The organism is Devosia sp. A449, assembly GCF_054489375.1.
Genome location: NZ_JBTMWU010000003.1, coordinates 514026 through 540164, shown reverse-complemented (window position 1 = coordinate 540164; position 26139 = coordinate 514026). Strand labels below are relative to the sequence as shown.

Sequence of the window (26139 nt, the reverse complement as noted above, 5' to 3'; positions counted from 1 at the left end):
CTAGCGTCCAATCACCGTCCCCAGTTGGTTGGAGGCACGTGCCCGCACGCTGTCGGCTTCCCGGTGCCCAATGTGAACCATAATCTCAGCGGCTGCCAGTACCGCAATGACTTCGGGCCTCTTATCCCCAAGGCCCTGCTGGCCGATGGGTAAAATGAGGCGGCTGAGAGCTTTGGCGTCGCCCCCTTCGGTTTTGAACCAGCTGGCGAACCTGGCGCGTTTGGTCCGGCTGCCGACCATGCCGACATAAGGACTGTCGGTGCGGGCCAACGCCTCTTGGGCGATGAGAAAATCTAGCGCATGGTCATGGGTGACGATGACGTAGCTGCTGCCGACGGGGGCGGAGCGCACCACGGCCTCGGGCATGGCGACGGCGTGGCCGGCAATTTCGGGCGGCAGCAGCGCAAGTTCCTCGCGCCGCGTGTCGATGACGTCCAATTGCACCGGCAGCTGCGCCAGCATGCGCGCCAGCGCCCGCCCGACATGGCCAGCACCGAAGACGAATACATGCGGCAGCGCGGAATCCTCGGCGATCACCTGCTCCGCCAGCATTTCGCGGCGTTCGGCGTCGACATAATGCAGGCTGACATCGACGCGGCCGCCGCAGCATTGGCCGATTTCGGGGCCGAGCGGCACATCCATCACCTCGGTGGCGCGACCGGAAATGATCAGCCTGCGGGCATGTTCGATAACCATATATTCCAGCGCGCCGCCACCAATGGTGCCGAACAGGGTGGTGGGGCCGACCAGCATGAAGGTGCCCTGGGCGCGCGGGCTGGAACCACGCACGGAGGTCAGTTCGCAAACGATAGCGTCAGGCGTCGCAGCAAAAAAGCGGGCGAGGTCGGCGCTGCGGGAGGTCATGGAGGCGTTCCACCGCCCGAGATTGCTACACGCAGCGTGCTCATCCCCGTGCCTCACGCTTCAATCGCTCGCAGCCCATCAGCACGCGTTCGGGGGTGACCGGCGTATCGAGGCGGGGGGCGATGGTGTAATCGGCGACGCTGGCCACGGCCATCGACAGTGCTTCCACCACGCACATCGCCAGCATCAGCGGCGGCTCGCCCACGGCCTTGGAGCGACCGATGGTCGGCTCCTTGTTGACCGACCATTCGGCCAGCTTGACGTTGAAGATCGGCGGCACGTCGGAGGCGAGCGGGATTTTGTAGGTCGACGGCGCCTTGGTACGCAGCTGGCCCTTGGCGTCCCACACCAGCTCTTCGGTTGTGAGCCACCCCATGCCCTGGATAAAGCCGCCTTCGATCTGGCCGATATCGATGGCCGGATTAAGCGAGCGGCCCACGTCGTGCAGGATATCGACGCGATCGACGGTATATTCGCCGGTCAGCGTGTCGATGGTGACTTCGCTGGCGGCAGCGCCATAGGCGAAATAATAGAAGGGATGGCCGCGCCCGGTGGCGCGATCCCAATGGATTTTCGGGGTTTCGTAGAAGCCGGCGGCAGAGAGCTGCACCCGGTTGAGATAGGCCGAGGCCACCAGTTCGGCGAAGGGCTCGAATTTGGCGCCGGCCTGCACCCCGCCCTGCACCCAGCTGACATCGGCTTCGCTGACGTCATGCAGCTTGGCCGCATGCTTGACCAGCCGCTCCTTGATCTGTCTTGCGCCATCCCAGGCGGCCATGCCGTTGAGATCGGAGCCCGAGGAGGCGGCAGTGGCCGAGGTGTTGGGCACCTTGCCGGTAGTGGTCGCCATGATCTTGACGCTGTCGAGCCCGACGCCAAAGGCATCGGCCACCACCTGCGCCACCTTGATATGCAGCCCCTGCCCCATCTCGGTGCCGCCATGGCTGAGATGAATGGAGCCATCCTTATAGACATGCACCAGCGCGCCGGCCTGATTGTACCAAGTGGCGGTGAAGGAGATGCCGAATTTGACCGGGGTCAGCGCGATGCCCTTTTTGAGGACCGGGCTGCCTGCGTTATAGCTCAGGACCGCGGCGCGACGGGCCTGATAATCGGACGAGGTTTCCAGCTCATCGACAATGCGGTGGACGATATTGTCTTCCACCGTCTGGTGGTAGGGCGTCACATTGTCGGTGTCGGTGCCGTAGAAATTGGCCTTGCGAATGTCGAGCGGGTCCTTGCCCAGCGCATAGGCGATGTCTTCGATCCAGCGCTCGGCCGCCAGCATGCCCTGCGGGCCGCCAAAGCCACGAAACGCAGTGTTGGAGACGGTGTTGGTGTAAAGCGGCTCGCTGCGCACCCGCACCGCCGGATACCAATAGGCATTGTCGGCATGGAACAGCGCGCGGTCGGTGACCGGGCCGGACAGGTCCGCATTAACGCCGGCGCGCGCGCCATAAACGGCGTCGACGGCGTGGATCTTGCCGCTATCGTCATAGCCGACATCGTAATCGACCACGAAATCGTGGCGCTTGCCGGTGGCGGTCATGTCGTCGTCGCGGTCGGGACGAATCTTGCAGGCGCGATTCCATTTCTTGGCAGCCAAGGCGGCGACCACGGCGAACAGATTGCCCTGGCTTTCCTTGCCACCGAAACCACCGCCCATGCGGCGGATATTGACCGTAACCGCGTGGTGGCGAATGCCGAGCACGGCGGCGACCATCAACTGCACTTCGCTGGGATGCTGGGTCGAGGAATAAAGGGTGACATCCTCATCCTCGCCCGGCACGGCCATGGAAATCTGGCCTTCGAGATAGAAATGGTCCTGACCGCCGATTTCGATGGAGCCCTTGACCCGGCGCGGCGCGCCAGCCAGCCCGGCAGCAACGTCGCCGCGCTCTAGCTTCAGCGGGTCGGTGACCAGCTTGCCGCCCGCTGCCTGCGCTGCGCGCACGTCGAGGGCAAAGGGCAATTCCTTATATTCGACCTTGACCAGATGAGCCGCGCGCCGCGCCTGATCGCGGGTTTCGGCGACCACCGCAAACAGCGGCTGGCCCCAGAAATGCACCTTGTCGACCGGAAACACCGGCTCGTCATGCTTATGACTGGAGCTGATCTCGTTTTCGCCGGGAATATCGTCGGCGGTGAGCACGCCGATGACGCCGGGCGCGGCTTTCACCGCGCTGTAGTCGATGGAGACGATCTCGGCATGGGCGCTGGTGGAGAGCGCCAGATAGGCATGCATGGTGCCAGCCGGCTCGATGATGTCGTCGATATATTCGGCAGTGCCGGTGGCATGCTTGGGGCCGCTATCGTGGCGGCTGGAGCTGTGCAGCGGCGTCACCGGAATCGCGATTTCGAGCTTGTTCATCACGCCACCTCCCGCTTGAGCCGCTGGCCCTGGCCAGTGGTTTCGAGGAAAAACCGCTTGAGCAGGTTTTGGCCGCTCAGCAGGCGATACTCGGCGCTGGCGCGCATGTCCGAGATCGGCTGATAGTCCTCAGCGAATAACGGGGTGACCGCCTCGATGGTTTCCAGAGTCCACGGCTTGCCGACCAAAGCCGCCTCGACCGCCTTGGCCCGTTTGGGCGTGGCGGCCATGCCGCCAAAGGCGATGCGCGCCATGCCGACCACGCCAACATCGTTGACGAAGACGCGGAATGCCCCGCACAGCGCCGAAATATCTTCCTCGCGACGCTTGGAAATCTTGTAGACGGCGAATTTCTCGCCCGCGGGCAGCAGCGGCAGCGTGACGCTTTCAACGAACTCGCCCGGCTGGCGATCCTGCTTGCCATAGGCGATGAAGTAATCTTCGAGCTTGATCTCGCGGCGATGGCTCCCCTTGCGCAAATGCAGCTTGGCGCCGAGCGCGATGAAGGGCGGCGGCGTATCGCCGATCGGCGAGCCATTGGCGATATTGCCGCCGATGGTGCCCATATTGCGGATTTGCTCACCGGCAATGCGGTTCCACAATTCGCTCATCTCGGGGAAAGCCGCGGCAATGACCGGCAGCGCCTCGGAATAGCTCACCCCGGCATAAAACCGGATTTCGCTGGCATTCTCGGCGATGCGCTTCAATTCCTGCAGGTGATTGATGAAAATCACCGGGCCGATGGCGCGCATGAATTTGGTGACCCACAGCCCGACATCGGTCGAGCCGTTGACGATGGTAGCGGTCGGGTTGGCTTCGTAGATGGCGGCGAAATCATCGAGATTGGCCGGCACGATAATGCGGTCGGCATCGTCGCCCAACTCGACCCGCGACCCGTCATGGATCGCCTTGATCTTGCCCTTGAGCGCAATGCGCTCGGCCAGCAGCGGATCGCCCTGCGGCTGGCCATAGCTGGAGATCGCCTGCGCCGCGCGGATGATCGGCGCATAGCCGGTGCAACGGCAGAGATTGCCCTGTAGCGCGTGTTCGATGGCGCTCTGGCTCGGGTCTGGATTGCGCATCCACAGCCCATAAAGGCTCATGACGAAGCCGGGCGTACAGAAGCCGCATTGGCTGCCATGGAAATCGGCAATCGCCTGCTGCACCGGGTGCAACTGGCCATCCTTGCCGCGCAGATGCTCGATGGTGACCACGTGGCTACCATGCAGGCTACCAACGAAGCGGATGCAGGCGGTGACCGAGTCATAAATGATATCGTCGTCATGCAGGCGCCCGACCAGCACGGTGCAGGCCCCGCAATCGCCCTCGGCGCAGCCTTCCTTGGAGCCGCGCAAACGGCGCTCCAGCCGCAGCCAATCGAGCAAAGTGGTATCCGGCTTCACATCAGTAAGGCTGACTTCCTCGTCATTGAGGATGAAGCGGATCACATGGGATATTTCAGTCATGTCCTAACTCCCCCGATAGGTGGAATAGGCAAACGGGCTTACCAGCAACGGCACATGATAATGCCTGTCTTCCGAGATGGTGAAGCGAACTGGCACCACATCAAGAAATGGTGTTTCCAGTTCAACGCCCAGCCGCTCGAAATATTGCCCCACATGGAAATGGATTTCAAACTCGCCATGCTGGAACTGCTCGCCATCCAGCAGCGGCTGATCCACCCGACCATCTTCATTGGTATAGCTGTCGGTGATGTGATGGGTGTGGTCCCCATGCACATAAAGCAATTCAATCCGCATGCCCCGCGCCGGCTTGCCGTGCGTCGTATCCAGTACATGCGTGGTGAGGCGTCCACTTCCCGCCATGAATTGCTCCCTTTCGTCTTCCCCTGAGCATGAGACTATCGCATCGGCACCGTTGCGCAATGCTCATTTTTTACCAACTGGTCCATTTTTGTGCATCTTGTTCCGCACCAGCAGACACGTAATATCGCACTACCACCAATCGAGGCAGATCAATGCGCTATCCCCGCGACATGCACGGCTACGGCCCTACGCCACCACACGCCAATTGGCCCGGGGGCGCCCATGTGGCGGTGCAATTCGTGCTGAATTACGAGGAAGGCGGGGAAAATTGCGTGTTGCATGGCGATGCCGCCTCGGAAGCCTTTCTCGCCGACGTGGTGGGGGCCACGCCTTGGCCGGGGCTGCGCCATTGGAATATCGAATCGATGTATGAATATGGCGCGCGCGCCGGCTTCTGGCGGCTGCACAAGCTGTTCACCGAAGCCGATTTGCCGCTCACCATTTATGGCGTCGCCACCGCCTTGATGCGCGCCCCGGCCCAGCTTGCCGCCATGCAGGACGCCGGCTGGGAAATCGCCAGCCACGGCTATAAATGGGTCGAGCACAAGGACATGCCGGCCGAGCAGGAGCGGGAACAGATCGCCGAAGCGGTGCGGCTGCACACCATCGCCACCGGCGAACGTCCGCGCGGCTGGTACACCGGGCGCTGCTCGCTCAACACCGTCGATCTTGTGTCCGAAGAAGGCGGCTTTGCCTATGTCTCGGACACCTATGACGACGACTTGCCCTATTGGCGCGTGCATCAGAACCGCCCGCAGCTGATCATCCCCTATACGCTGAGCGCCAACGACATGCGCTTCGTCACCGCCTCGGGCTTTGCCAATGGCGAGGAATATTTCCAGTTCCTCAAGGACAGTTTTGACTGCCTCTATGCCGAGGGCGAGGCCGGATCGCCCAAGATGATGTCGATCGGGCTGCATTGTCGGCTGGTCGGCCAGCCGGGCCGCTATCAGGGGCTGAAGAAATTCATCGACTACATCAAGAGCTTCGACAAGGTCTGGGTGCCGACGCGGCTGGCCATCGCCGAGCATTGGGCGCGCGAGCATCCCTATGTCGCGCCGGAGGTGGTGCCGTCCCAGCTCGACCAGACGGATTTTGTCGCTCGCTATGGCTCGATCTTCGAGCACTCGCCCTGGATCGCCGAACGCGCCTGGGCGGGGGAATTGGGGCCAGCCAATGATACGGCGGTGGGCCTGCAATTTGCACTGCGCACCCAGTTCCGGCTGGCGACGCCTGAAGAACGCCTCGCCGTGCTGCGTGCCCACCCCGATCTCGCCGGCAAACTCGCCGCCGCCAAGCGCCTGACCGAAGCCTCCACCGCCGAACAGGCCTCGGCCGGGCTCGATGCGCTGACCGATGCCGAGCGCGAGCGCTTCACCATCCTCAACGCCGCCTATGTCGATAAATTCGGTTTCCCCTTCATCATCGCCGTGCGCGACAACACCAAGGCCAGCATTCTCGTGGCCTTCGAGACGCGCATCGACAATGATGCGGCGACGGAGTTTGCCACGGCGTGCCGGCAAGTGGAGCGGATCGCGATGCTAAGGCTGGAGGGGTTGCTGGGGTAGCGGACCCTACCCGTTCAGCTCATCGGGGGCGATGTGGCTGGCGGGTTCGTCCTGCAGCAAGTTGAGCACCAGCGCCAGTAGGCTGAGCCACGGCAAATGATGCTGCAGCCAGGAATGGGGCACGACGCCGAGTTGGGCAGGATGCTGGTTCATTCCCTCAGCATCCGCCCAATGTTTGAAGATTTGGTAACCCTAACGGGCGGTTAGGCATGCTGGGCGTGCCACGCCCTACTTATAAAACCCCTCGCGCAGATTGATGCTGTGCTCGAGATAGACCTTGAGCGCGCACAGCATGCCGGTCCAGCCCTGGCAATTGCCGAAGGCCGCCTTGAGGCCCGGCTCGCCTTCGCGCCAGCCTTTTTCGGTGATCGACACCAGCGTGCGGCCATCCTCGAGCGCCTCGAAACTCATGATCACGTCGGTATCGTAATCCGGCCCGCCATCGGGCGCCGCCTGCCAGTGCAGCACGATTTCCTTATTGGCCACGACGCGCTCGACGCGCACCGGAAAAGCGCCGGGGAAATCGGCAAAATCCCAGGTCACCACTGCTCCGGTTTCCAGCCGGCCCACCGCGCCGCCGGTGGTGAAATAGCCGGACAGCTTGGCCGGGTCAGCCACGGCCTCGAACACTTCGTGCACCGGCTTGGCGATGCGCCCGCTCACTGTGAAATCATATGCCATGGGACACTCCTTGCTTGACCGAAGTCAACATATGTTATAAAAACATAACATGTCAATCGAAGACGAAAATGATCTGATTTTCAAGGCCTTGGGCCACCGCACCCGGCGGCAGATCTGCGACGTGCTGAAAAGCGAGCCCCACACCACCGGCCAGCTCTGCGAGCTGCTGCCCGAGCTGGACCGCTGCACGGTGATGCAGCATTTGCGGGTGCTGGAAGAGGCTGGGCTGGTGATTGCCGAGCGCCGTGGCCGCGAGCGCTGGAACCATCTCGACGCCCTGCCGATCCAGGCCATTCATGAGCGCTGGATCGGCCCTTATGCCGCCTATGCCAGCAGCATGCTGAACCGCCTCAAGCGCGAGCTGGAAGTCCCCGCTGACGCCTGACTTGCCGCGCGCCTGCCAAGGGTTTATCGCCAGATAAACGGAGGCTCGCTTATGTTCACGCTCTATGTCGCCAACAAGAATTATTCGTCCTGGTCGCTGCGCCCCTGGGTGCTGCTGCGGGAATTGGGGATTGGCTTCACCGAGCAGTTGCGCCCGTTCAATGACGGCCCGGCACTGGCCTTTGGTGACGTCTCGCCCAGCGGCCGCTTCCCGTGCCTGGTCGATGGCGACATCGTGGTCTGGGATTCCCTCGCCATCGCCGAATATGTCGCCGAGAGCCATCCCCAGGTTTGGCCCGCCGACAAGGCGGCACGCGCCTTTGCCCGCTCGGCCGCAGCCGAAATGCATTCCAGCTTTGGCCAGTTGCGCGACATCTGCAGCATGAATATCGGCATACGTGTTGAGTTGACCGAGATCTCCCCGGGCCTTGCCGCCGACATTGCCCGGCTCGATGCGCTGTGGTGCGACGGGCTGAGCCGTTTCGGCGGTCCCTTCCTCGCCGGCAACAAATTCACCGCCGTTGACGCCTTCTACACCGCCGTCGCCTTCCGCGTGCAGACCTATGGCCTACAATTGAGCGCCCCGGCGGCCGCCTATGCACAGCGCCTGCTCGAACTGCCCTCGATGCGCGACTGGTACGCCGCGTCACTGAGCGAAACCTGGCGCAAGGCAGTCTATGAAGACGCAGCCCTTGCCGTCGGCCGCATCGTCGCCGATGATCGCCACACTGCCTAAGGTCGCGCCACCGCCGCGCCAGCTACAGGAATACTGATGTCCACCACGACCTACGCCACCCCGCCCGGTGGCATGCCCACGCAGGCCGCTTTGCACACCGGCCGCGCCGTGTTCACCGAGGCCTATGCCCTCATTCCTCATGGCGTGATGCGCGATATCGTCACCAGCCACCTGCCCCATTGGGAGCAGGCCCGGCTCTGGGTTATCGCACGCCCGCTCTCGGGTTTTGCCGAGACGTTTTCGCAATATATCGTCGAAGTGCTGCCCGGTGGCGGCAGCGCCCAGCCCGAGCCCAATACCGAAGCTGAGGGCATAATCTTCGTGGTCGAGGGCGAACTCAGCCTCACCATCGAAGGCGCGGCGCACCAACTGACCGAGGGCGGCTATGCCTTCCTGCCGCCCGGCTGCAACTGGACCCTGTTCAACCGCAGCGCCGCCCCGGCCCGTTTCCATTGGGTGCGCAAGCGCTATGAGCGCGTCACCGGCATCGATATGCCCACCGCCTTCGTCGCCAATGAACAGGCCGAGCCGATCCGCTGGATGGTCGACACCAAGGAACGCTGGGGCACCACGCGCTTTGTCGAACCCACCGATCTGCGCCACGACATGCATGTCAATATCGTCACGCTCGAACCCGGCGCGGTCATTCCCTTCGAGGAAACCCACGTCATGGAGCACGGGCTTTACGTGCTCGAAGGCAAGGCGGTCTATCGGCTCAATCGCGATTGGGTCGAAGTGGAAGCCGGCGATTTCATGTGGCTGCGCGCCTTCTGCCCGCAGGCTTGCTACGCAGGCCCGAGCCGCTTCCGCTATCTGCTCTACAAGGACGTCAACCGCCACGCCAAGTTGCCGTTCTAGCCATGAGCAACACCATCATCCATGTCGAGAAGCTGACCGCCGAGGCCTTTGCTCCCTTCGGGCAGGTCATCGAGACCGAGGGCGCGCAGCATTATCCGATCAATAACGGCATGACCGAGCGCTATCACGATCTGGCGCGGGTCGAGCTGGGCGGGGTGCATCCCCGCCCGCTGATCTCGGTGTTTCGCGGCCAGCCCTACAGCCTGCCGCTGGCGCTCAAGCTGGTCGAGCGCCACCCGCTGGGCAGCCAGGCGTTTTATCCGCTGGCCGCCGCATCCTGGCTGGTTGTCGTCGCTGAAGACGAGAGCGGCCGGCCGGTGCGGCTGCGGGCTTTCCTGCCCGAGCCGGGCCAGGGGGTGAACATCGCCATGAACACCTGGCATGGCGTCCTCACCCCGCTCGACGAGCCTGCCGATTTCCTGGTGGTGGACCGCGGCGGCGATGGCATCAACCTCGAAGAGCATCATTTTGACATGCCGTGGACTATTGTCCGAGCTGATTGATTCACCCCAAGCTGCACCTCCCCTCGAAACCGTCGCACTGCTGCGCTAGTTTGTCGGGGACGCGACAAGGAGATCACCATGTTTTTCAAAACAGCGGTCCGCGCTGCCATTGCCTTGATCGCCTTGCTGATGCTCGCCCTCCCCGGCTTCGCCAATGACCTCACCTTTACCGGCGATGTCAGCTATCGCGAGCGTATCGCCCTGCCGCCGGATGCAAGGCTGACCATCATGCTGGTGGCCCTGCCCGCCGGCACGCCGATTGTCGGGGCCGAAGGCGCCATTGCCGGTTCGGTGCCGCTGCAGTTCACCCTCAACGTGCGCAGTACGGTGATCAAGCCGGGCGGCGATTATGGCCTGCTCGCTGAAATCAGCAGTGCCGGGCGCACCCTGTTCCGCAATGCCGAGCCGGTCCCGGTCGATGCTGCCGCGCCAATGCCGGTGCGGATCGTCGTCACCGCCGTCCCCGCCTCGCCCCATGAAGCCCCGGAGGCCGCCTTGCCCCCCGTCGAACCACCCAATCCCCTGCTCGATATGGTCTGGACGGTCACCAGCATTGGCGGCGATCCGGTGCTGGGCGGCAGCAAGCTCACCTTCTCCGTCGCCGCCGATCTGCGGGCCGGTGGCAATGGCGGCTGCAACAATTACTTCACTGAAGCCAGTTTTGAGACTGACTCGCCGCTTGCCTTCGGTCCTATTGCCGGCACCCGCATGGCTTGCGAACCGACGGTCATGGCGCAGGAGGCCCGCTTCTTTGCCGCGCTCGGCGCCACCGCCGGCTACCTGCTGGAGGGCGACACGCTCAAGCTGGTCGATGCCGCCGGCGTACCGCTGCTCGGACTGATCCGCGCACCCTGAGCCTTCCCATTCGGACCATCCATGGCTAGGCTTGGGCCTCTCTTATCTGGGGCCGACATGGATACCGCCGATCTCATCTCCCGCCTGCTCGACGTCATCGAACACGAAATCGCGCCGGTCACGCGCAGTGGCGTGGCCCGCGGCAACAAGCTGTTCGGCGCCGCCATCCTGCGCAAATCCGATCTGTCGGTGGTGGTTGCCGAAACCAATAATGAAATCGAGAACCCGCTCTGGCATGGCGAAATGCACGCCATCAAGCGCTTTTTCGAAATCCCCGCCGACCAGCGCCCCGATCCGAAAGACTGCATCTTCGTCGCCACCCACGAGCCCTGCTCGCTCTGCCTGTCGGGCATCACCTGGTCGGGTTTCGACAATTTCTATTATCTGTTCAGCCATCAGGACAGCGCCGACAGCTTTGCCATTCCCTACGACATCCAGATTCTGAAGGGCGTCTATGCCGTTCCCGACCCGGATCGCAGCGAAGCCAGCCCGGATCGCCCGCTCTACAATCGCAGCAATGCCTATTGGACCAGCCACAACATCGCCCAGATGATTGCCGGGCTCGACCGCGGCCACAAGGAATTGCTGCTGGCGCGCTTCGATGACCTCAACGGCCTCTATGCTGATCTCTCGGCCATCTACCAGGCCGACAAGGGCAACAAGGGCATCCCGCTGGCCTAGCCTCGGGCTTGACCTGAGGGCCCGCCCCCAATCGCAAACGCCCTCGGGTCAGGCCCGAGGGTGACGATCTGGGGGAGTGGAATTTCCGTGACTGAGTAAATCAGTCCTGCACCAGCACCGGCACGATCTCACTGCGCGGCACTTCGGCAAACGAAGCGGCAAAGGTGAGAAAGCTCAGGGCAATGGCAAACAGCGCGGTGAGAAGCAGCTGGGACATTCGGAATGATCCGGACATGGATGAAGCTGTCTCTCGTATAAAATCGCGGGGTTGAACGGCGCAGCAATGCCGCGTTTAGCTGCCATTCACAATCACGACTGCCGCATGCCTGCCATGCGAGCGAACCAAACCCCCGCCCCGCGCGTTCTTCCTCCAGAGATTTTCCGTGGAAGGGCCGAGCGATGTCGCAGATTGATGCAATTCCCCCGCAAGCCGTGCCCCAATTGGCCATTTTCACCGATTTCGACGGGACCCTGGTCGAGCTGGCCGAAACCCCTGACAGTATCGAGGTCCCGGCCTCGCTGGCGCCGCAGCTGGAGCGCGCGGCGCGCGAACTGGACAGCGCCTTCGCCGTGCTGACCGGGCGCGAAATCGCCGATATCGACAAATATCTGGCGCCGCTGCATCTGCCGATTGCCGGCGCGCATGGCACCCAGCGCCGTCGTGCCGATGGCTTCATTGAGGCCGTCGATCCGGCCAGCGCTTTGGCCGCCGAAGAAATCGCCCATATGCTGGCGCCACTCCTCGAATCTCACCCGACGCTGCTGCTGGAAACCAAGGAGGGCGCGGTCGCCCTGCATTTCCGGCAAGCGCCCGAACTCGAAACCACCGTGCGCATCGCCATGGAAGAGGCCATCCACAGCGTCACCGATTTCACCCTGGTGCCCGGCAAGATGGTGCTTGAGGCAAGATCGCGCGGCGTCAGCAAGGGTCAGGCGCTACGCGCCTTCATGCGCGAAGCACCGTTTCTCGGCCGCACCCCGATCTTTATCGGCGACGACACCAGCGACGAAGACGCCTTCATTGCTGCGCAGGAACTGGGTGGCGTCGGCATCAAGCTGGGCGAAGGCCAGACGGCGGCCCGCATGCGCATTGCCAATGTGGCTTCGGTGCATGCCCTGATCCAGGGGCTTGGCGACATCGCCGCGCGCGACCGCGAAGCCGGCCTGCTCCATGACGCCGGCCTGCCCCATTAAGACAAGACCGCCGAGGGGCGCCACATGAGCCGATTGATCGTTGTTTCAAACCGCACCCCGGGCAAGGGGCCGGCGGCGGGCGGCCTTGCTGTCGCCTTGCGCAAGACACTGTCCGAACGCGCGGGCTTCTGGTTCGGCTGGTCCGGCAAGCTGGTCGACACGCCTGGTGATGCTGCACGCTTCGAGGATATCGACGGCCTGTCGGTGGCGCAGATCGATCTCAACCGCGCCGACCACGACGCCTATTATGCCGGATTTTCCAACTCGATCCTGTGGCCCAGCTTCCACCTGCGGCTCGATCTCGCCACCATCGAGGGGCATTGGTATGAGGGCTATCGCCGCGTCAACCAGCAGTTCGCCCGCGCCCTGCTGCCCCTGCTGAAGCCCGACGATGTGATCTGGGTGCATGATTACCACCTGATCCCGCTCGCCAGCGAATTACGCCGGCTCGGCGCCCGCAATCGCATCGGCTTTTACCTGCATATCCCGTTTCCGTCTCCCGATGCGCTCTACGCCATTCCGCACAATCAGGAACTGATGCGCGACCTCTCGCGATACGATCTGGTCGGCCTGCAGGCCAATCGGGACGTCGCCGCCTTCACCGAATTCGCCGAGCATCAATCGCCGTCGAGCCTGTCTGGCAGCCCACTCAGATCGGTGGATTTCAGCCGCACCGAGATCGCCGCTTTCCCCATCGGCTCCGATCCGGATGCTTTCGCGCGCCTCTCCGTCAGCGCCGCCGCGACCAAGATGGTCAAGCGCATGGAGCGCGCGCTTTACGGTCAAAAACTGATCCTGGGCGTCGACCGGCTCGACTATTCCAAAGGCTTGCCGCAGCGTGTGGAAGCCTATGAAAAGCTTCTCACGCGCGAGGCGCGGTTTCGCCGTCAGGTCCATCTGCTGCAGGTGGCGCCGCCCTCACGCGACACGATCAAGGAATATCAGGATACCAGCGACACGCTCGATGCGATCTGCGGCCGGGTGATGGGACGTTTCGCCGAGCCTGACTGGCAGCCCCTGACCTATGTCAAGCGCGCCTATGGCCAGCCCAGCCTCGCCGGTCTCTACCGGCTATCTCGCGTGGCTCTGGTGACGCCACTGCGCGATGGGATGAACCTGGTGGCCCATGAATTCATCGGCTCGCAAAACCCCGAAGACCCCGGTGTGCTGGTGCTATCCCGCTTTGCCGGCGCTGCCGAAATCTTCGAGGACGCTATCCAGGTCAATCCGTTCGATACCGATGAGACCGCCGAGGCTCTGCGCATGGCGCTGGACATGCCGCTCGACGAACGCCGTGCCCGCTGGACCACCCTGATGGCCGCCGCCCGCAAGCACAATGTGGACGACTGGTCGATCAGCTTTCTCGAACGCCTCGCCCCCGCCTCCACTGCCAAGGATGGCACCGCGCGCGATATCCTGTATCTCGCGTCGGTGGCCTGATCCCCTTCTGTGCTAGTTGCTGGTCACCCACGGCGTTCCCGACGCGGCCAATAGCGCGACGAACAGGGCATTGAGCGGGGTGGCGATGCCGTGTTTCTGGCCCAGCCGCACGATGACGCCATTGCGCGTATCCAGCTCCAGCGGTCGGCCGGCCAGCCGGTCGGCATACATTGAGTTGCTGGCGCCTTCCCGCGCCTTGCGCGCGCCGTCCACCACCGCCTCGATCACCGCTGGATCGATCACCGCGCCCTCGGCCCGCGCCACGGCGGCGCATTCCTCGACCAGGCCCCGCACCATGGTCTCGATCTCGGGTGACCATACCGGCCCGGTCGAGCGCATGGTCAGCGTCGTCACCGCCCCGGCGCAGTTGAGGCATAATTTGCCCCAGGCCCGCGAGGTCCAGTCCGGCACGGTCGACACATCGATCTTGCTGCCGGCGAACAGCGCCACGAAATCATCCCCGTCGGCGCCCTCGGGCACCACGATCCAGCCGAGCTTCAGTTGCACCATATGGCCGGGTCCCGGCCGCAGCGCCGGAATATCCACTATCGCCGGCACGATGGCACGCCCCGGCAGGAGTTCGGCAAAGCGCGCCACATGCTCGACGCCATTCTGCAGCACCGCCACGCGTGTGCCTGTACCGACCAGCCGGTCGAGCCACTTCGCGGTGGAAGCCACATCATAGGCCTTGGTGACCACCAGCACCCAATCCACCGGCTGCGCCAGGCTGGGATCGGTGATGACCTCCGGCGTTGCTGTCAGCACCCCCACCGGCGTCTCGACGCGCAGCGAGGCGAAGGGCGTGCGGGCGCAGACGGTGATGTCGTGGTCGGGGTTTTGCGCCAGCCAGGCGGCAAAGGTGCCGCCCAAGGCGCCCGGCCCGATAATCGCGATGGATGCCATATCGTGTCCCCCCAACGAAAAAGGGCGGCCACCGGGCCGCCCTTTGCAGTCTATTGCTCTTGCTTAGGCCACGCGACCGCGCGAGCGATCGGCATTGGAACGGCCATTGGTCTTGAGCGAATCTTTCTGCGCCTTGCCCCAGCGCTGCTTCTTCTCGCCGGCAGGCTTGGCGCCAGCTGGCTTGGCCGCGATCGGCTTGCCGGTTTCCATGTCGCGACGCACACCACGCGCGGGCTGGGTGCCCTCGGGACGGGTGCGCGGGGTATCGGACGGCTGGTGATGCGGCTGGCTCTTGTTGTTGCCCTCTTTGCTGAATTCAGCAAAGGGACGACGCTCGGCCGGCGAGCGGCGATCCGCCTGCGGCTGGCGCGGGTTCTTGGCCGTGCGCGGGCCCGGCTGACGACCACCGGATGGCTTCTTGTAAGCCGAGCGGGGCGCTTCCACCACGCCGGTGTCATTGGCCAGATGCAGGTCGCCGGTATAGGGCAAGGTGCGACGGATCAGGCGTTCCACGTCGCGCAGCTTGCCGCGCTCGGTGCCATCGCACAGAGTGATGGCGAAACCCGAAGCGCCGTTACGACCGGTGCGGCCGATGCGGTGAACATAGTTCTCCGGATCATCGGGCAGCTCGTAATTGACCACATGGGTGATGCCGGGCACGTCAATGCCGCGCGCTGCGATATCGGTGGCGACCAGGATGCGGACATTGCCGCTGGAGAAGCCCTTGAGGGCCGCCTGGCGGGCATTCTGGCTCTTATTGCCATGGATGGCGGCAGCCTTGTGGCCGTCGATTTCCAGATTCTTGGCGACGCGGTCGGCGCCATGCTTGGTGCGCGCGAAAATGATCACGCGATCCATCTTCTCTTCGTCGCTGGTCAGCAGCTCGTTGAGCACGCCGCGCTTGGCCTTGGCGCCGGAGAGAATGACGCGCTGGTCGATCTTGACCACGGTGGAACCGGCAACCGACGCATCGACGCGCACCGGATCCTGCAGCAGGGTCTTGGCGAGATCGGCGACTTCGGGGGCCATGGTGGCCGAGAACATCATGGTGTGGCGCTTGATGCCGATAGCCTTGACCACGGCACGCACCGGGGCAATGAAGCCCATGTCGAGCATCCGGTCGGCTTCGTCGAGCACCAGCCAACGGGTTTCGTTGAGCTTGATCTTGCCGTCGTCCATCAAATCCTTGAGGCGACCCGGAGTGGCGACAACGATGTCGACGCCGCGCTCGAGGCGCTTGACCTGATGGTAGCGCGATACGCCGCCCAGCAGCAGCACGGTATCCAGCTTCATCTTGGAGCCGGCATATTTGCGGATGCTCTCGTCGATCTGCACCGCCAGTTCACGCGTCGGCACCAGAATGAGGGCGCGCGTGGTCAGCGGCCGCGGACGGCCGGTCAGGGTCAGCAGGCCAGCCAGGATCGGCAGGCCGAAAGCGGCGGTCTTGCCCGAACCGGTCTGGGCAATGCCCATCACGTCCTTGCCTTCCAGCAGCTTGGGGATGGCCAGGGATTGAATTTTGGTGGGCTCGGTGAAGCCGTGGGCCGTCAGGCTGTCGGTCAGAACGGCGGGCAGGCCGAGGGAAATAAAGTCGTTCAACTGAACAAATCTTTCTGCGCCGATGCGGCGCTGCGAGCGCGCAGGACAATCCAGCGCACATATCGCCAGACGCAAAGCGTCGGCGGGTCAACAGATGCAATCGGGCGATAAATTTGGGATATCGCGCGGGTGCTGGCTCGAACCCGGACAAAAGAGTTTCCGGGCTGACTTCGCCGCTCACCGCAGGGGATAAGAAGAGAAGTCCGTCGCTATGAATGGGTGCGGGCATACAAGCCCGGCTGCGACGATGCTGGTCATATGGAGCAAACCTGCCGAAATGGCAAGGAGAATCGGGTTCGTGCCGCGCATGGCGGGGTTGTCCTGACCGCTCGGTCGAGCCTCAAATCCCGCCATACCAGTCGTAGCCATTGTCTTCCCAATAGCCGCCCTTGCCCTGACCGAAGGGGGACAGATCATCGACCAGCTCGATGGTGTGCAGATATTTCGGCTGCTTGTAGCCCAGCGCCCGTTCGATGCGCAGGCGGATCGGCGCGCCATTGGCCACCGGCAGCACCTGATCGTTCAGCCCATAGCTGAGGATGGTTTGCGGGTGGTAGGCGTCGATCAGGTCGCTGCTCTCATAGTAGAGAATATCGCCGCTCAGCGTGCGCTGGATATTGTCGAAGCAGTGATAGACGCAGAAGCGCGCCTCCGGCTTCACCCCCGCCTCATCCAACAGCGGGCCAAGCGCCGTGCCGGTCCATTTGGCAATACAGCTCCAACCCTCGACGCAATCATGCCGGGTAATCTGGCTGCGCGCCGGCATGTTGCGCAGCTGATCGAGCGAAAAGCTCACTTCGCGCTCCACCATGCCCTTGATGGTCAGCTTGTAACTGGCGAAGTCCTGCATCTGCAGGAACAGATATTCCGGCGTGCTGGGCGCTACCGAGCCATTCGGTTTCATGCCCTGGCGGATTTCGCTGGCGGCGTATTCGCGCGCCAGCGTCTGCTCGCCGATCAACGCCCGCTGCGCCTTGTAGGTCAGCACATTGGCCTGCTCGAGCATCTGGCGCACGCTGTTGTCGCGCTGTCCGAGGAAATCGAACTGATCGCAACCGGCCAGCGCCAGCCCCGACCCGGCCAGCACGGAACTGCGCAGGAAATTGCGGCGCGTGATCAACCCGCTCATGGTCTGTCTCCCTTGCCATCCGGCGTGCCGGGGCTGGTGCGATACCAGCCGGTCAGCATCGAGCGCAGCTCGTTGAGCGGCCCGGCCGCCAGCACCATGATCAGGTGAATGATGAAAAATGCCACCAGCAGCAGCATGACGGTGAAATGGATGGTCCGCGCCGTCTGCCGCCCGCCGAACAGATCGAGCATGAATGGCGCGGCGCTATTGAGCCCCGGGCTCATGGTCAGGCCGGTGGCGATGATCAGCGGGAACAGGATGAAGAACACGGTGAAATAGCTGAGTTTCTGCAGCGGCCCATAGCTGCGCCGATGCTTGAAGCGCAGCCGCGCATGGTCGGCCACATCGCCCGGCAGGCCCTTGAGGTCAGCCGGCATCGGCACGATGTCGCGCCGCATATGCCCATTGATGAAGCTGGCGAGAAACCACACGAACAGGGTGGCGACCAACACCCAGCCGAAGAAGAAATGCACCACCCGTCCGGTGCCCAGATCGCGATAGGACGGGATCGTCACCGCGCCCGGAAAAGCGGTGAACACCGGCCGCTCGGCGCTGCCGCTCATCCCCAATACGCCGGTGGTATCAAACGAGCGCCCGAAAACAGTCGTCCGCCCGCGCGGGCCTTCGGGGGTATTGATCGCATCGATCTGCAGAATGGCGTTGTTGAACTCGAAGCCCGATTGCTGGCCGATATAGAGCGCCGGATGGGCATTGAAAATCTGCAGCCCGGTCAGCAGCAGGAAGAACAGGCACAGCGCCCACACCCAATGGGTCACCCGCGTCCAGATCGACTGGCGATAGATCAGCGGGCCTTTGCTGGTCGGCAATGCAACAGGTTGCCCGCTCTGCGAAATCACACTCATGCGCCCCTCCGGCATCTACTCCATCAGATACGGTCCGGCGTGGCGACAAGTTTCCAATCAAGACTTGGAGAGAGGCAACCCCGCGCGGGGTCAGGGTTGCGAAAACCCTATTCCTCCCGAGCGGCCCAGTTCATGCCGCGGCGCATGATCGTCGCCATCTCGCGGTTTTCGAATTCCTTGGCCTGATGGCCCAGCGTCGAATGGAACACCCTGCCCTTGCCGTGGTGGCGCTTCCACACCACCGGCATTTTCACGCCTTCGATCCAGGGCGCGTGTTCGCCGCTGAAGGTGGTCGTCGCCAGCACCTTATTGGAGGGGTCGACATGCATGTAATATTGCTCGGAGGTGTAGGGGAACGCCTTGATCCCCGCCATCACCGGATCGAGCGGATCGGCCACGTCGACTGTGTAGTCGATAATGTTGCCGGGATGGGCCACCCACTGGCCGCCCACCATGAATTGATAATCCACCGAATCGCGGAAAGCGTCGCTCATGCCGCCGTGATGGCCGGCCAGCCCCACCCCGTTCTGCACGGCCTTGGTGAGGTTCTCTACCTCTTCCTTGGCAATCTTGCTCATGGTGAAGATGGGAATGATCAGGGACAGGTCGTGAATGGCCGGATCAGCGAAAGCACTGGTTTCCGTGGCCATACGCACCGAAAATCCATCCTCATGCAGCCATCGGCGATAGATGGCGGCGCATTCCTCAGGGTCGTGCCCGGACCAGCCGCCATAGACGATCAATGCACTCTTCATGCTGCTATTCCCCGCAAATCAACGGCGCGGAGAATACCCGACTGGTTCAGTATTGAAACCCCAGCATCACGCAGCGCTGGATTCCAGCCGCGTCACGAAGTGCAGTTTGCGCTCAAACAGCCAGTTGAGCGGCGCGCCATAAAGGCCCAATTCGTCGCGCCAATTGCTTTTGGTGAGCTGCGCCGCCCTGAAGGCCGCGTCCCATTGGGCGCTATCGAGATAGTTGTAGGGCAGCCGCACATCATGGCCGCGATTGCCCACCCAATCCATCAGCCGCAGCGTCGGGCCGGCCAGCAGCCCCTCGCGCAGATGATCCTTGACCACCACACCCACAGCCGCAACGCGCGCCGCTTCGGCAAGCACCGCCGCCGGGTCGTCGGTGTGATGCAGCACGTCGACAATGGTCACATAGTCAAAACTGCCAGTGGCGAAGGGCAGCGTCGCCCCGTCATAAACCGTGACCGGAATATGGCTGTGCTTGCGCTCCATGACATCGACGCCCTCGACCGCCAGATCGGGGCGCAGCCTCATCAGGCCGAGCGCCACCTGCCCATCGCCGCAGCCCAGATCGAGCACCCGCCCGCCGGTCGGTATCGCGGCGGCCAGCGCCTGCGCCAGCACCTGGACACGGCGGCCGAAAATAACCTTGTCATGCACCTGATTGAGCAAATTCTTGGCACTATTGGCGATCATGCCAGAGCTTCCTCCAGCCGGGGCTGCGCAAACGCCCAGCGGCGCAACACCACATAATTGACGCTAACGGTCATCCCCACCACCAGGGTTGCGGCCACTATGGTGGGCAGTCCCAACAGCTCGTGGAAAATAAACGCAAACAGCGCGGTCAGCACCAGGGCCATGGCCTGCACCGCAACATAGCGCGGCAGCGCCTGCCGGTGGGACGCCTGCGTACTGAACGAAAACCGCCGGTGCAGCAGATAGACCGGCACCACGAACCCGCCATAGCAGAGCGTATTGACCACCCAATTGGGCAGGCCGCTATCGAGCCAGATCAGCAGCGTCGACAGCAGCACGAAGGCGATGGCGCTGGTCGCGCCGATGGCGAGAAACGCCACCGGGTCACTGGCGCCCGGCGGGTCCGGTCGCCGGCGGGGCATTTCGCGCATCAGGCTTTGCAGAGCAGCGCTCATGGCCGGTGGTCATCCTTATCGTCAGCTGGGCGGGATTTGCCAGATAGCCTAGCGCACCCGCCTTTCCCGCTGGTTTACTCACCGCGCCTCGCCGCATTGTTTTGCGCCATGGTCAACAGTTGTTGAACCCCCATCACAGCATGGTGCGCATGAGCATTGGAGATGTGTGGAGGAAATTGACCAAAAGGTCCACTTTTCACCGTCATCAAAGACTGGTTAACTCATGTTTCGCCGTGGCCGGGATGACAGGTCTATTGGGCAAACGCCAATTGGGGGACACCCACCGGCTGCGGGGACTGGACTGCCGTCAAGCAATCAAAGGATACAGGGATGAAAAGACTACTTCTCGGCGCTACGGCGCTCACCCTCTGCGCTGGTTTTTCCACCGCAGCCCAAGCTGACTTCACGCTCAACATCCTGCACATCAACGACTTCCATTCCCGCTTCGATCCCATCACCAGCTCGGATTCCAACTGCGATATCGAGACTGACGCCAAGGGCGAATGCTTTGGCGGCATTGCCCGCCTCAAGACCATCATCGACGATACCCGCACCAAGCATGCCGACGGCAATTCGCTGCTGCTCTCGGCCGGCGACAATTTCCAGGGCTCGCTCTATTACACCACCTATAAATCCAAGGTGGTCTCGGACTTCTTCAACCAGATGGGCTTTGACGTGGTCGCCACCGGCAACCACGAATTCGACGACGGTCCCGAAGAATTCATGAAGTTCATCGACACCGCCGAATTCCCCATCATCGGCGGCAATTTCGACGTCACCCGCGACCCCAACCTCGCCGGCAAGATCAAGGGCTCCATCGTTGTCGAGGTCGGCGGCGAAAAGATCGGCATCATCGGCGCCACCACCGAAGACACCCCCGACATTGCCGCGCCGGGCGACAATGTCGAATTCACCGATGTCATCCAGTATGTCCGCGGCGCCTCCGAAGCGCTCGATGCGGCAGGCGTCAACAAGATCATCCTGCTCAGCCATATCGGCTACACCATCGACATGCAGGTGGCCGCTGCGCTGCCACTGGTCGACGTGATCGTTGGTGGCCACAGCCACACCCTGCTGTCCAACACCGCAGAAGGTGCGGCCGGCCCCTACCCCACCATGGTGAAAAACCCCGATGGGGTAGAAGTGCCGGTGGTCCAGGCCAATCAATATGGCAAATATCTCGGCGATATCGCCATCACCTGGGATGACAATGGCGTTGTCACCAAGGCCGAAGGCGAACCCTATCTGATCGACGCCTCGGTCAAGGCCGACGAGGCCTTCAAGACCGAACTGGCGACGCTGCTCGGGCCAATCGAAGAGATGACCAGCACCGTCATCGGCACTGCCACCGACAAGCTCGAAGGCTCGCGCGAAATCTGCCGCGCCATGGAATGCTCGATGGGCAATCTGCTCGCCGACGCCATTCTTGATCGCGTGGCGTCTCAGGGGGCCAGCATCGCCTTCCAGAATGGCGGCGGCATCCGCGCCTCCATCGATGCCGGCGAAGTCACTGTCGGCGACGTGCTGACCGTGCTGCCCTTCTCCAATACCCTGGCCACCGTGCAGATCAGCGGTGCCGATGTCATCGAAGCGCTCGAAAACGGCGTCAGCGATGTCGAGAACGGCGCCGGGCGCTTCGCCCAGGTCGCGGGCCTGAAATACAGCTTCAACCTGGCCGAACCGGCCGGTAGCCGCGTCAGCGACGTGCTGGTCAAGGGCGAAGGCGACAGCTGGGTGCCGATTGACGAAGACGCCACCTACACCATCGTCACCAACAACTATGTGCGTGGCGGCGGTGACGGTTATGGCACCTTTGCTGAAGGCGCCGCGCCCTACGACTTCGGCCCGCCGCTGGAAGAAGTGGTGGCTGACTACATCGCCAAGCAGGGTGGCACCTACACCGCCTATACCGATGGCCGCATCACCGAGATCAAGTAATTCTTGGTTGTTGACCAGACAAAAAGAAGGGCGCCCCGCGGGGCGCCCTTTGAATTTGGTTCTTGCTGTGGATCAGGCGCGCTTGGCGACCATGCCCCAAACCACCAGGATAATCACCGCGCCGACAATGGCACCGATGAAGCCTGCGCCTTCGCCGGCCTGATACCAGCCAATGGCCTGTCCCAGCCAGCTGGCCAGAACGGCGCCAACGATACCCAGCACTGCCGTCAGGATGAAGCCGCTCGGGCCCCGGTCACCGGGAACCAGAAAGCGGGCAACCAGCCCGGCTACGAAACCAATGATGATAGTCCAGATAATACCCATTCGACGCTCCATCCGTTAGGACTTGATCAATTCCTGGCGGATGGTTTGGTTGCGTCTGCACTATAAAAATCGGCAATACTGTCGTTTGGCTCTGATCAGGCCCGGCGCACCAACTGGTTCCAGGCCAGCAGGATGATGATCGCCCCGACAATGGCGCCGATGAAATTGGCCCCGTCAGTTGGCCCGTACCAGCCGATGGCCTGCCCCAGCCACGTCGCCAGCACCGAGCCGACAATGCCCAGCACCGTGGTCAAAATGAAGCCGCCCGGCTTCTTGTCGCCGGGGGTCAGCCACTTGGCGATCACGCCCGCCACAAACCCCACAATGACAGCCCAGATGATACCCATAAGAACGCTCCCGAATTGCACAGTCCGATAAATTGGCGATATCGGCGCCGGTTACAAGGGCGGATGATTACATGGCCGCCCAACAAAAAAGGGCCCGCGTCGCCGCGAGCCCTCATGGTTTTCTTCCCGATCCTCAGACCCGGTGTTCGGTCCGGTCGCGATCGGTCACCGTCGCCAGATCCAGCACCTTCTGGATATTGGTGGCATGGCGGAAGCTCGGCTCGCTGTTCTGGCCGGCCCGCACCGCGTCGACGAAGCGCATGTAGTTGGTCGGAACGGCATCGACCTCGACCTCGGTCCAGGTGCCAGTTTCGATATCAGGCCCCAGGCAGGTAACGAGCTTGGACCAATCATGGCGGTGCTGCACTTCCACCGACCCCAGTTCGCCATAGACGCGCAGGCGCAATTCGTTGAAATGCCCGGTGGCCCAGCGCGTGGCGTGGATCACCCCCAGCGCCCCGTTTTCCAGCTGCGCCGTCATGGCAAAGCTGTCATTGGCGTCGAGGTCATATTCCCCGATCCGGTTATTCTCGGCCTTCTCGAAGGTTTCCAGCCGGCAGAACACACGCGAGAAATCGCTGCCCGCGCCATAGGTGGCAAAGTCGAGAATATGCACGCCGATATCGCCGAGCACGCCGTTGGAGCCGTGCTTCTTGCTCAGGCGCCACAGCCACTGGCTCTCGGTGCGCCAATCGCCCCAGGCCTTGCTGACCAGCCAGCTCTGCAGATAGCTCGCCTCGAAATGCTTGACCTTGCCGATGGCGCCCGACTGAACGATTTCGCGCATTTTCTGCAGCTGGCTGACATTGCGATAGGTCAGATTGACCATGTTGATCAGCCCGCTGGCCTCGGCCAGTTCGGTCATTTCCATGGCCTTGGCGTGGTCGGTCGCCAGCGGCTTTTCACAGAACACATGCTTGCCGGCCCGCAGCGCCGCCATGGTGGTCGGATGGTGCACGCTATCGGGCGTTACGTTGGCGATGGCGTCGAACTCGCCCCAGGCCAAAGCCGCATCGAGCGAGCCGAAGCCGCGCTCGATATTATGGGTGGCGCAAAACGCCTCCACCCGCGCCGGATCGACGTCGACGCCGCCGGCCAGGGTTACCCCCTCGATGGCGGCAAAATGCTTGGCATGCTGATTGGCCATGCCGCCGGTTCCCAGAATGAGGATCCGCATATTCTTTAATCCCTAAGCGGCGTCCTTGACGGCCCGCATTGTTACAACGCTCTCGGTGACCCTGTGGGTGTGGCGGCCGATGCTACCGGAAGCCTTCCTCGCGCCCGTGATGCAGCTTGGGGCCGCGCTCGACGAGCGGTTCGATAGACTCATCCACCGGGGTATTGGGCGCATCGAGCAGCTGCGGGAACTGGTTGGAATTATAGGCCCAGTTGACCGCATTGCGCAGCACCAGCCCGACCGTATCATCGTGATAGGTCGGATAGGTTTCGTGGCCGGGGCGGAAGTAGAAAATATTGCCGGCGCCACGGCGATAGGTCAGGCCCGAGCGGAACACTTCGCCGCCCTGGAACCAGCTCACGAACACCGTTTCCAGCGGCTCGGGCACCGAGAAGGGCTCGCCATACATCTCTTCCATTTCCAGCTCGAAATAAGCCGGCAGGCCCTTGGCGATGGGATGGCCCGGATTGGTCACCCAGAGCCGCTCGCGCTCACCGGCTTCGCGCCAGTGCAACGCGCAGGGCGAACCCATCAAGCGCTTGAAAATCTTGGAGAAGTGTCCCGAATGCAGCACGATCAGGCCCATGCCTTCCCAGACCCGCTTGGCGATGCGCTCGACGATCTCGTCGGCGACGTCACCATGCGCGGCGTGGCCCCACCAGATCAGCACATCGGTATTGGCCAGCGCCTCGACGGTGCAGCCGTGCTCGGGCTCCTGCAGCGTCGTGGTCTTGGTCACGATATTGCTGTCGCTGGCCAGCAGCGAGGCGATCTGGTTGTGCATGCCGGTGGGATAATTATCGGCAACGATCTTGTTCTTCTGCTCGTGAACATTTTCGCCCCAGATCAGGGTACGGATAGGCATGAATAGGCTCCTGCATTGACTGGCTCGGTGGGGAGGCACCGGCCATTCGTGGTTGTTTGCTTGGTTGATCGCGGTGACGGCAACAAGGCCGTCAGCGCAAATGTGATCGCCTCACAGGATCGGCTTGCCGGCCCCGTCAAAGCGGTGGATCTTTTCGGCCATCGGCGCGATATGCACCACATCGCCGCTCTTGTAGTTGTTGACGCCCTCGAGGCGCACCACCACTGGCTCCTCGGTGCCCATCTCCAGATAGACATAGGAATCGGCGCCCAGATTTTCGGTATGGATCACCGTGCCGTTCCAGGTGCCATTATCCGGCACGATGGTCAGGTGTTCGCCGCGAATGCCCACCGTATGCGCGCCAAATGGCTTGGCCTTGTCGCCGGCGATGAAGTTCATCTTGGGCGAGCCGATAAAGCCGGCCACGAACACCGAATTGGGGCTTTCATAGAGCTCCATCGGCGTGCCCACCTGCTCCACCAAGCCATCGCGCAGCACGCAGATGCGGTCGGCCAGGGTCATGGCTTCGACCTGATCATGGGTCACATAGATCATCGTTACATGGTCCATGCTCTCATGCAGCTTGGCGATCTCGATACGGGTGGCCACGCGCAAGGCGGCGTCGAGGTTGGAGAGCGGCTCGTCGAACAGGAACACCTTTGGATCGCGGGTGATGGCGCGGCCGATGGCGACGCGCTGGCGCTGCCCGCCCGAGAGCTGCTTGGGCAGGCGGCCGAGATAGTCGCCGATCTGCAGCATGTCGGCGGCCTTTTCCACGCGCTGGCGGATTTCTTCCTTGTCGTGACCCTTTTCCAGAGTCAGCCCGAAGGCCATGTTTTCGTAAACCGTCATATGCGGATAAAGCGCATAGGACTGGAACACCATGGCGATGCCGCGCTTGGACGGCGCCAGGGCATTAACCACCTTGCCGTCAAACAGCATCTCGCCCGAGGTGATATCCTCCAGCCCCGAGATCAGCCGCAGCAGGGTGGACTTGCCGCAGCCCGAGGGCCCGACAAACACCATGAACTCGCCCTTGCGGACCTCTAGGTCCACCCCCTTGATGACTTCGACGGCGCCGAAAGACTTGCGAATGTTGCGAAGCTCGATGCTTGCCATTGTTTTGCTCC

The 26139-nt window shown here is 62.7% G+C and carries 28 protein-coding genes; 10 read left to right on the top strand and 18 right to left on the bottom strand.

Going from position 1 to position 26139, the window contains the following annotated elements:
- Genes xdhC through uraH form a run of 4 tightly spaced genes read right to left on the bottom strand, consistent with a single transcriptional unit; the run spans position 1 to position 5061 of the window.
- Positions 1–864, bottom strand: a complete 864-nt coding sequence (gene xdhC / locus ACX3OW_RS11850; RefSeq protein ID WP_459095969.1) for a xanthine dehydrogenase accessory protein XdhC — start codon at positions 862–864, stop codon at positions 1–3.
- A 40-nt stretch (positions 865–904) separates the two neighbouring features.
- Positions 905–3235, bottom strand: a complete 2331-nt coding sequence (gene xdhB, locus ACX3OW_RS11845; protein ID WP_459095968.1) for a xanthine dehydrogenase molybdopterin binding subunit — start codon at positions 3233–3235, stop codon at positions 905–907.
- Positions 3235–4701, bottom strand: coding sequence for a xanthine dehydrogenase small subunit (xdhA, locus tag ACX3OW_RS11840; protein WP_459095967.1), 1467 nt, complete (start codon positions 4699–4701; stop codon positions 3235–3237). The genes xdhB and xdhA overlap by 1 nt, the downstream gene beginning before the upstream one ends.
- A 3-nt stretch (positions 4702–4704) precedes the next feature.
- The gene (gene uraH, locus ACX3OW_RS11835) at positions 4705–5061 is read right to left on the bottom strand and encodes a hydroxyisourate hydrolase (protein ID WP_459095966.1); all 357 of its coding nucleotides are present in this window, start codon (positions 5059–5061) and stop codon (positions 4705–4707) included.
- A 152-nt stretch (positions 5062–5213) separates the two neighbouring features.
- Between uraH and puuE the strand changes: the two genes are divergently transcribed.
- Positions 5214–6629, top strand: coding sequence for an allantoinase PuuE (puuE, locus tag ACX3OW_RS11830; RefSeq protein ID WP_459095965.1), 1416 nt, complete (start codon positions 5214–5216; stop codon positions 6627–6629).
- Between the two features lie 6 nt (positions 6630–6635).
- Here the strand turns inward: puuE and ACX3OW_RS11825 are convergent, their stop codons facing one another.
- Both ACX3OW_RS11825 and ACX3OW_RS11820 read right to left on the bottom strand, forming a co-directional pair.
- The gene (locus ACX3OW_RS11825; protein WP_459095964.1) at positions 6636–6782 is read right to left on the bottom strand and encodes a hypothetical protein; all 147 of its coding nucleotides are present in this window, start codon (positions 6780–6782) and stop codon (positions 6636–6638) included.
- 75 nt (positions 6783–6857) lie between these two features.
- Positions 6858–7310 carry an SRPBCC family protein gene (locus ACX3OW_RS11820; RefSeq protein ID WP_459095963.1) on the bottom strand — a complete coding sequence of 151 codons (453 nt, stop codon included), beginning with the start codon at positions 7308–7310 and terminating at the stop codon, positions 6858–6860.
- 49 nt (positions 7311–7359) lie between these two features.
- Here ACX3OW_RS11820 and ACX3OW_RS11815 point away from each other — a divergent pair, with 49 nt between their 5' ends.
- The 8 genes from ACX3OW_RS11815 (at position 7360) to ACX3OW_RS11780 (ending at position 13961) form a co-directional block, all read left to right on the top strand.
- Positions 7360–7695, top strand: a complete 336-nt coding sequence (locus ACX3OW_RS11815; RefSeq protein ID WP_459095962.1) for an ArsR/SmtB family transcription factor — start codon at positions 7360–7362, stop codon at positions 7693–7695.
- A gap of 51 nt (positions 7696–7746) precedes the next feature.
- Positions 7747–8430: a glutathione S-transferase family protein gene (locus tag ACX3OW_RS11810; protein WP_459095961.1), complete on the top strand. Its 684-nt coding sequence runs from the start codon at positions 7747–7749 to the stop codon at positions 8428–8430.
- A 36-nt stretch (positions 8431–8466) separates the two neighbouring features.
- Positions 8467–9288: a bifunctional allantoicase/(S)-ureidoglycine aminohydrolase gene (locus ACX3OW_RS11805; RefSeq protein ID WP_459095960.1), complete on the top strand. Its 822-nt coding sequence runs from the start codon at positions 8467–8469 to the stop codon at positions 9286–9288.
- Positions 9289–9290: 2 nt separating this feature from the next.
- On the top strand, positions 9291–9791 hold the full coding sequence (locus ACX3OW_RS11800) for an ureidoglycolate lyase (protein WP_459095959.1): 501 nt from the start codon (positions 9291–9293) through the stop codon (positions 9789–9791).
- A 78-nt stretch (positions 9792–9869) separates the two neighbouring features.
- On the top strand, positions 9870–10646 hold the full coding sequence (locus ACX3OW_RS11795) for an META domain-containing protein (protein ID WP_459095958.1): 777 nt from the start codon (positions 9870–9872) through the stop codon (positions 10644–10646).
- Positions 10647–10703: 57 nt separating this feature from the next.
- The gene (locus tag ACX3OW_RS11790; RefSeq protein ID WP_459095957.1) at positions 10704–11327 is read left to right on the top strand and encodes a nucleoside deaminase; all 624 of its coding nucleotides are present in this window, start codon (positions 10704–10706) and stop codon (positions 11325–11327) included.
- A gap of 399 nt (positions 11328–11726) precedes the next feature.
- Positions 11727–12521 (top strand): trehalose-phosphatase, encoded by a 795-nt coding sequence (otsB, locus tag ACX3OW_RS11785; protein WP_459095956.1) that lies wholly within the window; start codon positions 11727–11729, stop codon positions 12519–12521.
- A gap of 24 nt (positions 12522–12545) precedes the next feature.
- Complete coding sequence (locus ACX3OW_RS11780; RefSeq protein WP_459095955.1) at positions 12546–13961, top strand: alpha,alpha-trehalose-phosphate synthase (UDP-forming); 1416 nt, start codon at positions 12546–12548, stop codon at positions 13959–13961.
- A 12-nt stretch (positions 13962–13973) separates the two neighbouring features.
- Here the strand turns inward: ACX3OW_RS11780 and ACX3OW_RS11775 are convergent, their stop codons facing one another.
- The 7 genes from ACX3OW_RS11775 to ACX3OW_RS11745 form a co-directional block, all read right to left on the bottom strand.
- Entirely contained in the window at positions 13974–14864 is an 891-nt protein-coding gene (locus ACX3OW_RS11775) for a 2-dehydropantoate 2-reductase (RefSeq protein ID WP_459095954.1), read from the bottom strand.
- Between the two features lie 63 nt (positions 14865–14927).
- The gene (locus ACX3OW_RS11770) at positions 14928–16463 is read right to left on the bottom strand and encodes a DEAD/DEAH box helicase (protein ID WP_459095953.1); all 1536 of its coding nucleotides are present in this window, start codon (positions 16461–16463) and stop codon (positions 14928–14930) included.
- 340 nt (positions 16464–16803) lie between these two features.
- On the bottom strand, positions 16804–17592 hold the full coding sequence (locus ACX3OW_RS11765) for a molybdopterin-dependent oxidoreductase (RefSeq protein ID WP_459095952.1): 789 nt from the start codon (positions 17590–17592) through the stop codon (positions 16804–16806).
- The gene (locus ACX3OW_RS11760; RefSeq protein ID WP_459095951.1) at positions 17589–18455 is read right to left on the bottom strand and encodes a cytochrome b/b6 domain-containing protein; all 867 of its coding nucleotides are present in this window, start codon (positions 18453–18455) and stop codon (positions 17589–17591) included. The genes ACX3OW_RS11765 and ACX3OW_RS11760 overlap by 4 nt, the downstream gene beginning before the upstream one ends.
- Before the next feature lie 107 nt (positions 18456–18562).
- The gene (locus ACX3OW_RS11755; RefSeq protein WP_459095950.1) at positions 18563–19210 is read right to left on the bottom strand and encodes a ThuA domain-containing protein; all 648 of its coding nucleotides are present in this window, start codon (positions 19208–19210) and stop codon (positions 18563–18565) included.
- Positions 19211–19276: 66 nt separating this feature from the next.
- On the bottom strand, positions 19277–19903 hold the full coding sequence (locus tag ACX3OW_RS11750) for a class I SAM-dependent methyltransferase (RefSeq protein WP_459095949.1): 627 nt from the start codon (positions 19901–19903) through the stop codon (positions 19277–19279).
- Positions 19900–20358, bottom strand: a complete 459-nt coding sequence (locus tag ACX3OW_RS11745; RefSeq protein ID WP_459095948.1) for a GtrA family protein — start codon at positions 20356–20358, stop codon at positions 19900–19902. The genes ACX3OW_RS11750 and ACX3OW_RS11745 overlap by 4 nt, the downstream gene beginning before the upstream one ends.
- A gap of 330 nt (positions 20359–20688) precedes the next feature.
- On the opposite strand from ACX3OW_RS11745, the gene ACX3OW_RS11740 reads away from it, so the two are divergent.
- Positions 20689–22296 carry a bifunctional metallophosphatase/5'-nucleotidase gene (locus ACX3OW_RS11740; protein WP_459095947.1) on the top strand — a complete coding sequence of 536 codons (1608 nt, stop codon included), beginning with the start codon at positions 20689–20691 and terminating at the stop codon, positions 22294–22296.
- A 72-nt stretch (positions 22297–22368) separates the two neighbouring features.
- Here ACX3OW_RS11740 and ACX3OW_RS11735 read toward each other — a convergent pair whose 3' ends face one another.
- From ACX3OW_RS11735 to ACX3OW_RS11715, 5 genes are all read right to left on the bottom strand, one after another.
- Positions 22369–22620, bottom strand: coding sequence for a GlsB/YeaQ/YmgE family stress response membrane protein (locus tag ACX3OW_RS11735; protein WP_459095946.1), 252 nt, complete (start codon positions 22618–22620; stop codon positions 22369–22371).
- A 95-nt stretch (positions 22621–22715) separates the two neighbouring features.
- Positions 22716–22967: a GlsB/YeaQ/YmgE family stress response membrane protein gene (locus tag ACX3OW_RS11730; protein ID WP_459095945.1), complete on the bottom strand. Its 252-nt coding sequence runs from the start codon at positions 22965–22967 to the stop codon at positions 22716–22718.
- Between the two features lie 133 nt (positions 22968–23100).
- A complete protein-coding gene (locus tag ACX3OW_RS11725; RefSeq protein ID WP_459095944.1) occupies positions 23101–24144 on the bottom strand; it encodes a Gfo/Idh/MocA family protein in 1044 nt (347 codons plus the stop codon).
- Positions 24145–24226: 82 nt separating this feature from the next.
- Positions 24227–25009, bottom strand: a complete 783-nt coding sequence (locus tag ACX3OW_RS11720) for a ThuA domain-containing protein (protein ID WP_459095943.1) — start codon at positions 25007–25009, stop codon at positions 24227–24229.
- Between the two features lie 111 nt (positions 25010–25120).
- The gene (locus ACX3OW_RS11715; protein ID WP_459095942.1) at positions 25121–26128 is read right to left on the bottom strand and encodes an ABC transporter ATP-binding protein; all 1008 of its coding nucleotides are present in this window, start codon (positions 26126–26128) and stop codon (positions 25121–25123) included.
- Between the last annotated feature and the right edge of the window lie 11 nt (positions 26129–26139).